The organism is Geobacter sp. OR-1 (assembly GCF_000813145.1).
Lineage (GTDB): Bacteria > Desulfobacterota > Desulfuromonadia > Geobacterales > DSM-12255 > Geoanaerobacter.
Window position 1 is genome coordinate 1 of record NZ_BAZF01000017.1, and the last position, 14,453, is coordinate 14,453.

Genomic DNA, 14,453 nt, shown 5'->3' on the forward strand with positions numbered 1-14,453 from the left:
GGAGGCAGCCGTAGTAGCAGGCGACCTTGAGCCCGGAGAGCGGTTTCTTGACCGCGCTCGCCAGCTGGTCGAGGCCGTAGTCGCTGGCCAGGATCTCGAGGAGGTGCTTGACCGGCTTGTCAATCGCCAGCGGGGCGTCGAGGGCGTATTCGACCTGTTGGCGCACTTCGGGATGGTCGGCCAGCCGGTGCTGGGCTACTTTGAGCCGGGAGAAGCAGGCGGCGCAGGCTACGGCCAGGTCGCCGTCAACCTGTTCGGAGAGCTCCAAGTTCTTGGCGCACAGGGACAGCGATAACAGCTCGTCGACGTTGTGCGCCGGTGTGGCCCCGCAGCAGCACCAGTCCGGTACTTCTTTGAGCCCGATCCCCAGAGCCTTGAACAGCGCCCGGGTCGATTCGTCGTATTCCTTGGCCGAGGCGTGCAGGGAGCAGCCGGGGTAGTAGGAGTAATTGAGTACGTTCTTTACCATGTAATGACCTCATAATACGGGCGAGGATTTCCAGAACCTGGCGGCGTTGGCCTTCTGAATCTCCTTGTGCGACGTGGCGCTGCCACGCCTCCGCGGGATTCCTCGGCCGCCTTGCCAGAACCTGAAACCTCTCGCCCGGCAGGAAAACCTAAAGTACCTGCCGTTCTCTAAGGCGCTTGCCCTTGTTTGCGCAGCTCTTCTATTCTTTTAAAGATCTTCTCGATATCGGCGAGGTTCTTGTTCTTCTGGTGGAACATCTTGAGCTTTCCTTTGGTGATCAGCTTGGGGCCGAGCATGAAGTCTTTCAGGAGTTTGCCGCTCCTAAGGTTGAACGCCGCGGCCAGTCGCATTTCGTACTGCCGGCCGTAGCTCCGGATGTTGTCGAGGAACAGGCTGTTCGCCAGCTGTACCAGTGATTCCTTGGACGCTCCCTGGGCATCCCACGAACATTTGCGCAGGGCATCCATGATCGCCGCCAGATCGACTTTGTTCGGACAACGGGTGGTGCAGGTCTCGCACGAGGCGCAGTACCAGATACTCCGGCCCGCCAGGACCCGCTCGAATTGACCCAGCTGCAACAACCGGACGATCCGGTTCGGCGGGTGTTCCATGAACGAGCGCATCGGGCACCCGGCCGAGCATTTCCCACACTGAAAGCACCGTCGTACCGAACTCCCCGATAGCTGCTCGACTTTCTTCACAAAGTCCAGGTTCATCGTCTCTTGCGATAACGTCATCTTGGAGTGTTTCATTGCGCTCCCCGAACAGGCATTTTTTAGTTATACTAAAAAATGCTGCATAATTAGGCACAAATGTATAAAAAATACGCAGGGTATTTTATTATAGCTAAACGCACATTAGTGTATACGGCTGTAGAATGTCAATCAAAAAGCTGTGGAATCAGGCAGGCCCTTGATTTTTAATGAGAGCAGCGCGTGACGCTCCCATTACAGTGCCATGCGTCCTTGGGGTACCCGGTCAAGAGAACGTTTGTTCCTCGTTTGATATTGCTTTTCGTGAGAATCTGTTGTATTTCTGAGGCTCGCTTCGAACTGTTATTTATGCAGGAAATCAATGGCTTTGCCGGTTATTCGGGGCGCAGCAGAGCGCATGTTTTCCGGCAGCAGCAATAGCGCAGCTGTTGATAACAGTTCAGCTCTAATGAGGCAGTACGACAAGGCGCATTATTCGAGAGTTTTCCCTTCTAAAACGTTATCTGCTTGAAAGCCGCCGCAGCTACCTGTCCGGTGCCTTTTTCCTCGTTGCTACCAACGGCTTTGCCCTGCTGATCCCCTGGCTGCTGAAGCTCGCCGTGGAGAGCCTGCAATCACCCCGTACCGCTCCCCATTCTCCCTCATTTTACGGCGGCTTGATTATTTGCGCCGCTCTGCTCCATGGTGGCGTGAGAGTGTTTTCCCGCACCACCCTTCTGCATGCCGCCCGCCGGATTGAATACCGGATCCGCGACGACCTGTATGCAAAACTTCTTACCCTGGACCAGTCGTTTTTTGCCGGTGAGCGGACCGGAGACCTGATCTCCCGCTTTTCCAACGACCTGACCAATGTCCGGATGCTGGTCGGCTTCGGCGTTCTCAACATCATTAACTCATTAGTCCTTTATATTGCCGCCCTTGCGCTCATGATCCGGTTGAGCCCCACTCTGACACTTTATGCGGTGCTCCCCTTCCCTGCTATGATCTTTGTCGTCAAGCGGATGAGCGCCTCCATGTTCCGGCGCTCGAAAAGATCCCAGGAAGAGCTGGCGCGGCTGACGTCGGCAGTGGAGGAGAATGTCTCGGCCGCGCCGCTTATCAAGGCATACTGTCGCGAAGCAGCGGCGATTGGATCGTTCCGCGAGGCCAGCGAGCGTTACATGGCGAGCAATATGCGCGTTGCGCAGTTGCGGGGGTTCATGATCCCGGTAATGGCTGCGACCGGGGCTCTGGGAACCTTGATCGTGCTGCTGGTCGGCGGCGGGAAGGTGGTCAGCGGGGTCCTGACCCTGGGGGATTTTGTCGCCTTCAACGGGTATCTGGCGATGCTGATCTGGCCGACTATCATGCTCGGATGGATACTCAATCTGTCGCAACGTGGTGCTGCTTCCATGGAACGGCTTAACTGGATTCTCGCTGCAGTGCCGCGTGTTTCCGAACCTGCAGAACCGGCAGCAGTGGCAAAGCTACAGGGTGAAATCGAGCTGTGCAATCTTGTCTTTGCTTACGGCGCAGAAACGGTTTTACGCGGGATTTCCCTGAAGATTGCCCGTGGCTCCAGGTTGGGAATCGTCGGCCCGATAGGGGCGGGCAAGTCTACCCTGGTCCGGATGCTCGCCAGACTGCACCCGGTTGAAGACGGGATGATCCGGATCGACGGGATTGATATCAACCGGATTCCGATAACAACTCTGCGCAACTCCATCGGGTTTGTTCCCCAGGAGGGGTTCCTGTTTTCGCGCACCATAGCGGAAAACGTAACATATGGCAGGGAAGGGGCTAACAATGAGAAGATGACAGCGGCGGCCAGAATGGCGGGGCTTCATGACGAAGTCAGCCGGTTTCCCGACGGCTACGAAACATTGGTGGGGGAAAGAGGGATTACGTTGTCCGGCGGCCAAAAACAACGAACTTCAATCGCCAGGGCATTGATCAAGGATCCGGCCATTCTGATCCTGGATGATCCGCTGTCAGCGGTGGACGCGCATACGGAAGAAGAGATACTGACCAATCTCGCCGGCTATTACGGGAGTCGGACCGTAATCATTGTGTCGCATCGGATCTCGGCCCTGCGCGACTGCGATCTGATCGTTGCCATCGAAGACGGCCGGATCGTTGAGCAGGGGAGCCATGTCCGGCTTCTGGAAATCGACGGCCGATATGCGCAGCTGTACCGGGAGCAGCAGCTGTTGAGGGAGATCGAGAGTTATTGATAAGAATAGTGTAATCGCCCGGGCGGCGAAGGTTTGCCAAGAGCGATTCCGAAAACCGTGCTGCCGCGACTGACGGCATCATAAGGTGAAATAGAAGGTGGCGCCGTTATCCGGCTCGGCTTCCCCCCAGACTGTGCCACCATGCCGGGCGATGATCCTTTGGACGGTTGCCAAACCGATGCCGGTCCCGGCAAAATCCTTTTCGCGCACCAGTCGGCGAAATACACCGAAAAGCCGGTCTGCATAAGCCATGTCGAAGCCGATACCGTTGTCCCTGACAAAATAGGCTAGTTTGCCATTGATATCGGTTTTCCCGAATTCGATGGTCGCATTCTCCCTCGGAGCAGTGTATTTCCAGGCATTTTCCAGCAGATTCTGCAGGACAATGCTCAGGAGTGCCTTGTCGCCGACAGCGGTAACGCCATCCTCAATTTTAGCGGTCACATTCCGTTCCCGGCTGTCTTCCTGGAACTGCTGCAGAATCTGAGTTGCCATAATGCTCAGGTCGATATTCTGCTTGCTGATATCGGCCCTCCCCACCCTGGAAAGCCTGAGCAGTGCGGCGATCAGTTCTTTCATCCGCTCCACCCCGACCCTGATCCGTTCGAGGAGATGCAACGCCTCCTGATCAAGCTGCTGAGCGTGATCTTCCAGCAGAATGCTGCTAAACCCCTCGACATGCCGCAACGGAGCGGAAAGGTCATGGGACACGGAATAACTGAACGCTTCCAGTTCCTTATTGGAGAGTTCCAGTTGCAGGGTCCGTTCGCGGATTCGCATTTCAAGCCCTTCGTTCAGCCTGCGAACCTCTTCCTCAGCTGAGCGCCGTTCGGTAATCTCCTTGCTCAGCTCAATGTTTGCCAGCGACAACTGTTTTGTCCGCTCTGCGACAAGCGCCTCAAGTTGCTGATTCAGCTGTTCCACTTCATTGCGGGATACTGTGGTTGCTTCCAGGTTTTCCGCCATCCGGTTGAACGCATTGGCCAAGAGCCCGATTTCGTCGCCTGTGTCCACCTTGATCCGCTGGGTCAGATCTCCCTGCCCTACGGCCTCGACCCCTTCGACCAGTTCCTGGATCGGCTGGATCAAAGTTTGCGCCAACAACACCGTCCCGAAACAGGCAACTACAAATAGTCCGAACAGCAGCCAGGTTGCCCGCCAGATAATCTTGCTGACGCTTTCAGTTATCGAGTCCGCGAACAACCCGATATGTGCCGTGCCCATTTCACCCTTAAGGACCGGAACGGCAATGTCGTAAACCAGGCGGTTATCGGCTTTGATCAATCTTATCCGCTGCTTGTCGCCGCTGCCCAGGGGATTGAGCCCGGAAAGGGCATTCGGGAACCCATCCCTGAAGGTATGAACTCTGATGCGCCCCTTATTATCGGCTATGTAGACGTATTGAACATCCTCCTCGCCGTTTCTGACGTCAAAGGCAAGGAGTTGCAGAGCAATGATATCTTCTGTGAGGCTCGGTTCGGCAGCCATCCGGGCAAAACTGTGGGCGATAGCTGCGCCCCGTTTCCGCATCTGTTCGGACAGCCCGTGCTGCAGAGAGGTATGGATATAGACCAGCAGCACCAGGCCGACAGATGCCAGCATGCCGATAACGGCAATCAGGAACCTGGTGCGGAGTGAGAACCGGCGGATCATTTACTCTTTCCCAGCTTCTGACCGTCAATCCAGCGGTTGATTGCCCGTATGGAGTCATAGTTTCGGTCATCGCCGGGGACAAAGCGATCGATCATCATGCCGGTCAGGATTTCGCGGCCTGACGGAACATTATTCATGGTGAGCAGGGAGTTCAGCACCCTTGTCTTCAACTCAGCCGGGAGGTTCTTTCTAACCACAAGCGGCGGGATGCCATACGGATCGGAGGTTTCAATGATTCGGGTTCTGGAGGTCAGGCTCGGCTTGGTCCTGTGCAGGTACTCCCAGATCAGGCTGTCAACTGCTGCCCCTTCAACCAGCCCCTCCGCTACGGCAGCAATCGATTTGTCATGGCCGTACGTATATGAAACCTTGCTGAAAAACTCCTCCGGCGTCGTGTTGCGGCGAACGAGCATATAGGTCGGGACGAGCTTGCCCGTGTTGGATTTGGGATCAGTGAAAGCAAATGACTTGCCTTTCAGGTCATCCAGGTTTTTGGCAGCGCTATTCTTGGGGACTATGATGTAGGAATGATAGACAGGCTTCCCGTTAACCAGCGGCATCGCCAGCAGTTCCAATCCGAACTGCTGGTGCCCTTCCACATAAGGCCCGGCGCAGACAAAGGCGATGTCTACTCCGCCGGAAGCCAGCAGACTGTTCATTTCGGCATAATTATCGCGGTCGACCAGAGTAACCGGCATCTTTAACTCTTTTGCCAGGTACTCCTTCAAGCGGTTATAGTAAACATACCCCTCTTTGGGAGTGATCATCGCTCCCATGCCGATACGCAAACCGGAATTAGCGGATGAGGTCATCGGTGCCGGAATCGGCGTTTTTTTCTCCAGGCTGATCTCCGGGACATCCGAGCGGGTACAGCCAGTGGCGGCCAGCGCCAGGAGAAGCGGTGCAGCAAACAGCCGAAACAACCTTGAGCGAATCCGGAAGACCATGATCGACTCCACTTTGATGAGGGTATATTCAGCTCCAGGTCTTATAAAGTCTAATCCGAATTAGCTTATTTTCAAGAAGCTGAATGCATTTGACCCGCCATTGCAGCTGTAATGAACCGGCCAGCTTGTGTCTTGACGTAACGCTGATATCGGCCTATTTTGGCTCGTAAAGTTTGCTCCATTGGACTTTGATGTTATCGAATGACCATGGCAGGACGCGGAACCTGAATGAAAAAGGGTGCTGGTTACCTGGCACTGCACAGGATAGCGACATGGAACAGTTTGCCCAAATCTTTAAATCACTTTCCGATCCGATCCGCCTGCGGATCGTGATGTTGTTGCAGAATGAGGGCGAGCTGTGCGTCTGCGATCTGATGGCAGTGTTGGGCTTGCCCCAGTCCACGGTATCCCGCCACCTGGCTTACCTGAAGCGTAACGGTTGGGTTTCTGACCGGCGACAGGGAATATGGATGAAATACCGGGTTAGCTCAGACTGCTCACCATTGTGCACCGACCTGATGAAAAGTCTTCTGAGGCATGCTGCTGAGAGCCATGAGGCGGAACGCGACCGGAGCAGCCTGGAATCTTTCCTGAAGGCCAAGTCCAGGCCTTGTCAATGATTAACCTCCGCAGCAAGCCCGGAAATTGTAATTTGAAATAGTACAGAGCAGACGTGAAAAGTGGGCAAGGGCTTGTTGCGAGGCCTCTGGCGGCACTGTAGCCGGATAAAGAAATTTGCATCCAGGAATGAATTGTTCAAATAAATTGGTTGACATCAAAACGCGGCTTATGGTAATTAACCTTCTGCTTTTAAGTCGTTCAATACTGATGAGCTGTCCATTAAGGGCAATCTGAAAGTAAAAATACTTAAAAAGCACTGCAAGATTAACAACTTGCAGACAATTTATTCCCCAGTAGCTCAGTCGGTAGAGCGGGTGGCTGTTAACCACCATGTCCGTGGTTCGAGTCCGCGCTGGGGAGCCATAAAAATCATGGCCGATTTCTTAAATGAAATCGGCCATTTATTTTTCAGTCTGAATTACAGCTTACGCTGTCATCAAAAAAGTTTCTAAAATAAAATAGTTAGCAGTTAGAGCTCAAGCTGGCCCTTGTTGAATACTCATTACTCTGGAGTCGCTTGGCCGCATCATTATAATAGGCGGAATCACCTTGGCCCACATTGACTACCACTCAGTTAGCTATTGAATTGTTTCCCTGATCAAAGTCACACCCTACCAAGTCTGAGTAACGGAATCAGGTGTAACGGCCAACGTGGCGCGTAACCATTCAAATTTTTCTTTCAGTAGGTCAAAATCCGGGCCAGAGGTAACAAAGGTCGCCGTACCCTTGATCAGAAAGCCGGCTCCCGGTCCATGAAGGCCTTTCACCTTGCTGCTCCCCAAGGTTATCAACACATTCGGGTTAAAGGCAATGTTCGCCTCAGTGCGATGCATGTAACCGGCAGGAATCAACAGACGTCCATCTGCTGAAATCCTGATGTAACTGTTCCAGGTGTTGACCATATGCGGTCCATCCTGCCCCAGGGTTGCTATGGCAACCACCCCGTCCTGCTTCAACACTTCCAGTAATGTTTCCGAAATCATGGTGCCTACCTCCATTTGTTTGTAGTGTCATCCTGCTTGATATACTTGCTTTTGCCACCAATGATCGAATAAGTAACCTCAATTTACATGGGGTCAGATTCATTTTGACGTTTGGGCCGTAAATACCCTAAACTGCCATAAACGGATCGAATCCGAATATCATAGGAAGTGCCATGTTCATCCTCAATAACCATAATCCGGTTCCGTTATACAAACAGCTCTATAATCAGATAAGAGAGCATGTGCTGTCGGGGAAACTCCTTCCCGATACCAGACTGCCTTCGGTCAGGGATCTGGCAGCCGAACTTTCAACCAGTCGCAACACTGTCGAAGGGGCGTACCAGGAGTTGTACGCGGAAGGGTACATCTACAGCAAACCGCGTAGCGGGTATTTCGTGTCAGCTCTTGACCAAGATGCCGCGCCATTGTCCCTTTCACGAAACTTAAAAGCCCACAAACAGCTCCCCGGCCCTCCAGCTATCTTTCCTTTTGATTTTCATCCCGCACGGCTTGACCCGGAAAGCTTTCCCACGGCGCTCTGGCGGAAATGTTACAGCGACAGTCTGCGCCAAAACAGTCAACAGCTTGTCCAGTATGGCGACCCTCAGGGCGATTGGGGGTTGCGCTGCTCCATACAGAGTTATCTGGAACGTTCACGCGGAGTGCTGTGCAACCCCGATCAGATTGTTATCTGTTCTGGCCTGCAACAGGGTCTTGATGTTGTCGCTCATCTTCTGAAAGATCATCATTCCGTTGTTGCCGTCGAGAACCCCGGTTATTTTCTTCCCCGGTCTGTATTCAGCAACCACTCATATAAGATCTTCTCTGTTCCGGTCAGGCCGGGCGGGCTGGATCTGGATTGCCTCAAGGCAAGTAACAGCACCATAGTCTATGTCACCCCTTCACACCAGCTACCATTGGGCTATGTGATGCCAGTCGCCAATCGGCTGAAGCTGATCGAGTGGGCCGAGGAAGGCGGAAACTTCATCATTGAAGACGATTATGACAGCGAGCTTCGTTATCACGGCAGACCAATCCCTTCCTTGCAAGGACTGCGACCCCAAGGGAACATCATCTACTCGGGAACGTTCTCCAAGATCCTCTCTCCGGCACTGCGTGTAAGCTACCTGGTGCTGCCCAGCTCACTGCTTGCCAAGTACCGTCAGCTTTACCGGGACTATTTCCCTACGGTGTCGCTCCTGGAGCAGCGAACCCTAGCGATTTTCATGGAACAAGGACACTGGGAGCGGCATGTTCGGCGCATGCGCATAATCTATAAAAATAAGCACAATGCGCTGCTCTGTGCTATTGAACATTACTTCGGCAGTCGGGCCGTTGTAATTGGACAGGGGGCTGGACTCCATCTTGTCCTACAACTGCCCGGCAGTTCACTCAGCGCTGTTGAGATCAATGAACGAGCCAGGCCAAAAGGTGTCCGGCTGTTCCCGTTTTCCGACTTCTACCTCAGCGGCGGACCAGAATCTACCACCCTGCTGGTCGGCTTCGGCGGGATGACCGCCACCGAAATCGAACTAGGTATCAAGTTGCTTTCTCAAGTCTGCAATTGCCCGGACATCGTATGACAATTCTGACTTCAGCATAGGCGATAATTGCCCCCTGTAACAGGTGCAATTCTTTTTATTATTATGGGGTCAGGATTAGTAGGTTTGTTGCTGCTCGGTATATGGGAGGGGAGTCATCAACCATCTGATAATACGCGATAATACTTAATACTGCTTGCGCCTGATAATGGTTTCGTATAGGTTTGTGCTATGAAATGGTTAGGAGTTTATCTCACAAACAGGAAATGCTTTTTGCCGTTCGTCATGCTGGCGGCAGTTCTATTTATTTCCCAAGGGATAAGTCTACCTAATTTCCCCAATCCGCAGGAACCCAGGCTATCAAGTACACAGAAAGCCAAAACGTCCAACAGCGCCGTTGTCCATACCCAGGCAAAGCACTCCCAACTCAAAACCGTAAAAACTGCCCATTTTTTAGCTCTTTCCAGCAATTCGCATGATTTCAAGAATCTTGTCGTACAGATTTCTACGCCACAGAATGAATCCCAATCCTTCATTTCTGCTGTAATTGCAGCCATTCCCGCGAGAGCTCCACCCGCTTAAACCCTGTAGTTCCCTCACAACTTGATAACCATTTAATATTCGCAACCTTTGTGGTGCCAATGGCACTGCCATAGGCGATGAATTCTTGTTTGTTTTGCCCGGTCGGGCATTAAAGCAAAGATTTTCATGAGCCTTTGGTTCGTGTACCGGTCTGCTCTTATGCTGGAATCCGGGGTAGCCGTCGGCATTCATAATTGAAAGGAGCATCACCCATGACCAATCATTCATGGCGCGTGAGTCTTATTCTGATTTTCGCGCTGATATCGTTTATCTATCTGACTCCGACAGTGGTTGCCCAATTGCCTTCCTGGTGGGCAGGGGTTCTTCCCAAGGACAAGATCAACCTTGGACTTGATCTCCAGGGTGGAACCCATCTCGTCATGGAAGTGGAGACACAGAAGGCAATAGAAGGAACCCTGGACCTGGTTGCCACTGACCTGGAAGATTCGTTGAATACCGCGCGCGTCCGTTATAAGCAGGTTGCCAGAATTGGCGAAAACTTGGTGCAGTTAACGCTCTACGACAAAGTAACCGCTGAAAGTGCGCAGCAGTTGATCAAGAAAAAGTACCCCGAGTATGAACTGATTCCTCCGTTTGAAGATAAGGGATTCGTGGCCCTCCAGCTACGTATGGACAAAAGCGTTGTTCAGGACAGGAAGGACAAGGCAGTAACTCAGGCGCTTGAAACCATCCGTAACAGAATCGACCAGTTCGGCGTATCGGAGCCGACCATTCAACGGGAAGGTATCAACCATATTGTCGTTCAACTTCCGGGAATCAAGGATCCCAAGCGAGCCATAGAGCTGATTGGCAAGACTGCGCGCCTTGAGTTCAAGATGGTTGATGAAGGAATCAGCGGCACCACTGCCACGCCCGGATCCATACCTGACGATGATGAAATCCTGGTAGAGAAGGTAGCCAACCCGTCAAGCAGCGTAGTAACGGATGTACCACTTGTTGTGAAGAGGAAAGCCGCAATAACTGGCGATCTTCTCACCGATGCTCAGGTACGGATCGACTCGCAGTACAACCAGCCATATGTATCAATAGACTTCAATTCGACCGGCGCCAGACTGTTTGACCAGGTGACCGCAGCCAATGTGGGGAAGCGGTTCGCCATAGTTTTGGATGGCACTGTCTACTCGGCGCCGGTGATTCGCGAGCGGATATCCGGCGGCAGTGCCCAGATTTCAGGAAACTTCAGCGAGAAAGAGGCTGCGGACCTGGCGATTGTGCTGCGCGCAGGTTCGCTTCCAGCTCCGGTAAAGATCGTGCAGAATGTCACGGTCGGACCTTCCATAGGGGTTGATTCGATCAACAAGGGATTGCTTGCCGGAGCGGTCGGCGTAGGCCTGGTGGTGGTGTTTATGGTGATTTACTATCGGATGGCAGGCCTGGTGGCCAATCTCGGCATGGTGCTGAATGTTCTGTACCTCATGGGAGCGCTTGCGGCACTCGGCGCAACCCTGACCCTGCCCGGCATTGCCGCCATCGTCCTGTTGATCGGTATGTCGGTTGATTCCAACGTCCTCATCTTTGAACGGGTGAAGGAAGAAATCAGGCTTGGCAGGACACCCAGGATGAGTATCGATGCCGGTTACGACAAGGCATTCCTGACCATCATGGATTCACACGTGACCACCCTGATTACTGCGGCAGTGCTCTTTCAGTTCGGCACCGGACCGGTCAAGGGCTTTGCCGTTTCGTTAAGCCTCGGCGTCTTAATCAATCTCTTTACCTCGCTTGTCACAACCAAGGTGGTCTTTGACAGCATACTCAACCGCTTTCAGGTCAAGCGGCTCAGCATATAGGAGAAAACAATGCAATTTATCAAAAACACCAGGATCGACTTTATCGGCATGAGAAAGGTCACCTTCGTCATTTCGGCTATTATCGCGATCGTGGGGCTTATCGGCATTGTGCAGATATCCAGAAATGCCGCCAATATGGGGATCGACTTTTCAGGGGGGACATCGGTACAGCTCAAATTCAGCCAGCCTGTTTCTCTGGAAACGGCCCGGACACTTCTTGCCCGGAACAGCCTCAAAGAGGCACAGTTGCAGGAGATCAAAGAGGGCAACCGGCTGCTGATCAAGATCGGCAAGACCAGCATGGCAACAGGGAATGTTGCTGAGGTCATCAACGAGGCCTTCAAGAAAGAGTTTCCCGGCAATGTCTTCGTCGTAGAAAGTTCCACGGAGATCGGTCCTTCGATAGGTGACAAGCTCAAGAAGGATACCTTGGTAGCGGTGGGGCTCTCCATGGTCGGGATTATTATCTATATTGCCTGGCGTTTTGATTTCAAATTCGGCGTTGGCGCTATAGTAGCCACACTTCATGATGTGCTGGCAATGGTTGCCCTGTTTTACGTCATGAACAAGGAGATCAACCTGCTGTTCGTTACCGCTGTCCTGACGATTGCCGGCTACTCCCTGACCGACACGGTGGTGGTCTTCGACCGGATACGGGAAAACCTGAACAAGAACCTAGATCAGTCAATGGAGCGCCTGTTCAATACAAGCATCAATGAAGTGCTGTCACGAACAGTGATCACCTCACTAACCACCTTCCTGGCGGCAATATCGCTGTATCTGTTCGGAGGCGAAGTAATTCATGATTTTGCCCTGGCTCTGGTTGCCGGAGTAGTCATTGCCACCTACTCGTCGATATTCATCGCGAGTCCGATTGTTGCGGAATTGGAAAGCCGGCGGGGAGGTCCCGTAAGGTTGAAAGAATCTCCAGTGGAAACGCCATAGAAGGAAGTTGGCATACTGATCCGGAATGTTTTCATCTTTTCGGCAGCAGCATTTATCCTCGGGATCGAGTCAGCGCTCTATGCATGATTTCAGGATTATTCATTGAAAGGACACATAATATTATGGTCGTAAGGACAATATACATAACTGAATACGACGTATCGAGGCTCGAAGATCTACTCGAATTAGCGAAGGAGTTCAACTACCGAGACCGTGACGATCTCAAGAAACTGGAAGAGGAGTTATCGGTAGCCAAGGTTGTTGACTCGAAAGACATTCCTCCAAACATTGTAACAATGAACTCCAAATTCAGGCTGCGCGACCTGAATGCCGACAAGGAGATGGTCTTAACTCTGGTATTCCCCAAGGATGCAAATATTGAGAAAGGAAAGATCTCTGTGGTTTCTCCCATCGGCACTGCAACTCTTGGTTATTCTGTCGGCGACACCATAGAATGGAACATTCGCTCAGCAGCAAAAAAGTTCAAAATTGAAGAAATACTTTACCAGCCTGAGGCCGCCGGGGACTTTCATTTATAGCTCTTGATACAGGATGTTTTCCGGCACAGAGAGACTTTATCATTGGGTGGAAAGTAATTAGTAACACAAGCGGAGGAGTGGTATGGCACAGTTGTGGGGTCGCCCGGTCTGGCGACCCGATATCGCCATAGACCTGGGCACAGCGACAATCAGGGTTGCGTCCAAATTGCATGGGCCGATAGTTTGCCCATCTGAGACAGGTACCATCTCTGCACTCTGTTCAGGGGTAGTTGTTAACATAGAAGCAGTGGTGGCGATTCTTGAGCCGATTCTGTCAGAAACAAGATCAATGGGGATCCTGCGCCCACGTGCAGTGGTATGTGCACCAACCGATGCCAGCATCAGCGAGCGGGAGGCTATTGTCGAGAGCGTTTCCAGGGCTGGCGCATCGTCAGTTGTTGTCATACCTGAACCCCTTGCCGCAGCAGTTGGCGGTAAAGTCGATATTTCGTCGCCATATGCGCAGATGGTTGTTGATATCGGCGAAGGGGTAACCGACTGTGCTATTATCAGGGCTGGTAAAATTGTCGGCACCGCAGCCGTTAGAGGAGGGTGCAGTGCCTTACGAAAAGCGATACAGACAGAGATATACCGACGGCGGAATTTCCGAATCCTCAAACATCATGCAGAGGAAATTTTGCGTATTGGGCTGGCTGAGCAGAGCGATGACGCAAGGCTGGCTTATCCTGCCTCTGAAAACACAGCCTCTTCAGTAGTGTCATTAATCAGCCCGGAAGAAGCGTGGCAAGCCGTTTGGCCGGCAGTCGAGACAATTACCGACATGATAAAGACATTTCTCAAGGATGTGCCGCATTCCCTCGGCAGTGAAATTATTGACAACGGGATCCATTTGACTGGCGGAGGCGCCCTGCTGGCAGGTATGCGGGGAATAATCCAGTCGGAGACGAAGGTTTTAGTTGCGCCGGTTTACAATCCTCTTGAAGCCGTAGTGTTGGGGGCTCGCGCCATGCTACCCATTGTCGCGATGCTTAACATGTGGAAGCGGTGATTCAATTCTGAGGTGTGCTTTGATCATGCGGGATGTGGCTGAGCGCTGGAAGAAAGAGAAAGAGCTGACGGTGAAGTTGACGGCTTGTGAAGCAAAACTGTCGAGCTGACAAATTTCAACTCGTGCGATGGCGGTATTCTTCATTTTATTGACCTTAATCAAAGTTTCCGTATTAAGGATATGAGATAGTCAGATACAGGAAGCTATTCCGAACGAAACAGGTTGATATTGCCTATGAGTCCTTCTCGCAGATATATACAGATTTTATCGCTACTAATGCTGCTGGTGCAGTTATGCTTGCCGGTTTCAGGACCGGTATATATCTCTGAATATTTGAGCGGCAGTGAAGCGAGTCATGCTCATCTTGCTTGCGGCCATACCGACGCTGATTCCAGCCAGGAATCTCGGGATGGTCACGAAAAGATTC

The 14,453-nt window shown here is 52.3% G+C and carries 13 protein-coding genes and 1 tRNA gene; 8 read left to right on the forward strand and 6 right to left on the reverse strand.

Going from position 1 to position 14,453, the window contains the following annotated elements; genetic code table 11:
* Together OR1_RS15330 and OR1_RS15335 are read right to left on the reverse strand one after the other, a co-directional pair.
* Window positions 1-469, reverse strand: a 469-nt coding sequence (locus OR1_RS15330) for a heterodisulfide reductase-related iron-sulfur binding cluster (protein WP_041972781.1), incomplete at its 3' end; no start/stop codon positions are given.
* Between the two features lie 167 nt (window positions 470-636).
* The gene (locus OR1_RS15335) at window positions 637-1,221 is read right to left on the reverse strand and encodes a 4Fe-4S dicluster domain-containing protein (protein ID WP_041972782.1); all 585 of its coding nucleotides are present in this window, start codon (window positions 1,219-1,221) and stop codon (window positions 637-639) included.
* Window positions 1,222-1,685: 464 nt separating this feature from the next.
* Between OR1_RS15335 and OR1_RS15340 the strand changes: the two genes are divergently transcribed.
* The gene (locus tag OR1_RS15340) at window positions 1,686-3,395 is read left to right on the forward strand and encodes an ABC transporter ATP-binding protein (RefSeq protein WP_052440517.1); all 1,710 of its coding nucleotides are present in this window, start codon (window positions 1,686-1,688) and stop codon (window positions 3,393-3,395) included.
* Between the two features lie 78 nt (window positions 3,396-3,473).
* On the opposite strand, the gene OR1_RS21020 is transcribed toward OR1_RS15340, so the two are convergent.
* On the reverse strand, window positions 3,474-5,048 hold the full coding sequence (locus tag OR1_RS21020; RefSeq protein WP_052440519.1) for an ATP-binding protein: 1,575 nt from the start codon (window positions 5,046-5,048) through the stop codon (window positions 3,474-3,476).
* Entirely contained in the window at window positions 5,045-5,995 is a 951-nt protein-coding gene (gene phnD / locus OR1_RS15350) for a phosphate/phosphite/phosphonate ABC transporter substrate-binding protein (protein ID WP_041972784.1), read from the reverse strand. The genes OR1_RS21020 and phnD overlap by 4 nt, the downstream gene beginning before the upstream one ends.
* Before the next feature lie 272 nt (window positions 5,996-6,267).
* Between phnD and OR1_RS15355 the strand changes: the two genes are divergently transcribed.
* Entirely contained in the window at window positions 6,268-6,615 is a 348-nt protein-coding gene (locus tag OR1_RS15355) for a helix-turn-helix transcriptional regulator (RefSeq protein WP_041972785.1), read from the forward strand.
* 288 nt (window positions 6,616-6,903) lie between these two features.
* Window positions 6,904-6,979: transfer RNA gene (locus OR1_RS15360), tRNA-Asn, on the forward strand.
* Between the two features lie 248 nt (window positions 6,980-7,227).
* On the opposite strand, the gene OR1_RS15365 is transcribed toward OR1_RS15360, so the two are convergent.
* Entirely contained in the window at window positions 7,228-7,599 is a 372-nt protein-coding gene (locus OR1_RS15365) for a pyridoxamine 5'-phosphate oxidase family protein (protein WP_041972786.1), read from the reverse strand.
* A 173-nt stretch (window positions 7,600-7,772) separates the two neighbouring features.
* On the opposite strand from OR1_RS15365, the gene OR1_RS15370 reads away from it, so the two are divergent.
* A complete protein-coding gene (locus tag OR1_RS15370) occupies window positions 7,773-9,182 on the forward strand; it encodes a PLP-dependent aminotransferase family protein (protein WP_041972787.1) in 1,410 nt (469 codons plus the stop codon).
* Between the two features lie 206 nt (window positions 9,183-9,388).
* Here OR1_RS15370 and OR1_RS15375 read toward each other — a convergent pair whose 3' ends face one another.
* Complete coding sequence (locus OR1_RS15375) at window positions 9,389-9,697, reverse strand: hypothetical protein (protein ID WP_041972788.1); 309 nt, start codon at window positions 9,695-9,697, stop codon at window positions 9,389-9,391.
* Window positions 9,698-9,934: 237 nt separating this feature from the next.
* On the opposite strand from OR1_RS15375, the gene secD reads away from it, so the two are divergent.
* The 4 genes from secD (at window position 9,935) to OR1_RS15395 (ending at window position 14,026) form a co-directional block, all read left to right on the forward strand.
* Window positions 9,935-11,533 (forward strand): protein translocase subunit SecD, encoded by a 1,599-nt coding sequence (secD, locus tag OR1_RS15380; protein ID WP_041972789.1) that lies wholly within the window; start codon window positions 9,935-9,937, stop codon window positions 11,531-11,533.
* A gap of 9 nt (window positions 11,534-11,542) precedes the next feature.
* Complete coding sequence (gene secF, locus OR1_RS15385; protein WP_041972790.1) at window positions 11,543-12,478, forward strand: protein translocase subunit SecF; 936 nt, start codon at window positions 11,543-11,545, stop codon at window positions 12,476-12,478.
* A 122-nt stretch (window positions 12,479-12,600) separates the two neighbouring features.
* Window positions 12,601-13,017, forward strand: coding sequence for a nucleoside diphosphate kinase regulator (rnk, locus tag OR1_RS15390; RefSeq protein ID WP_041972791.1), 417 nt, complete (start codon window positions 12,601-12,603; stop codon window positions 13,015-13,017).
* 82 nt (window positions 13,018-13,099) lie between these two features.
* Complete coding sequence (locus OR1_RS15395; protein WP_041972792.1) at window positions 13,100-14,026, forward strand: rod shape-determining protein; 927 nt, start codon at window positions 13,100-13,102, stop codon at window positions 14,024-14,026.
* Window positions 14,027-14,453 lie beyond the last annotated feature (427 nt).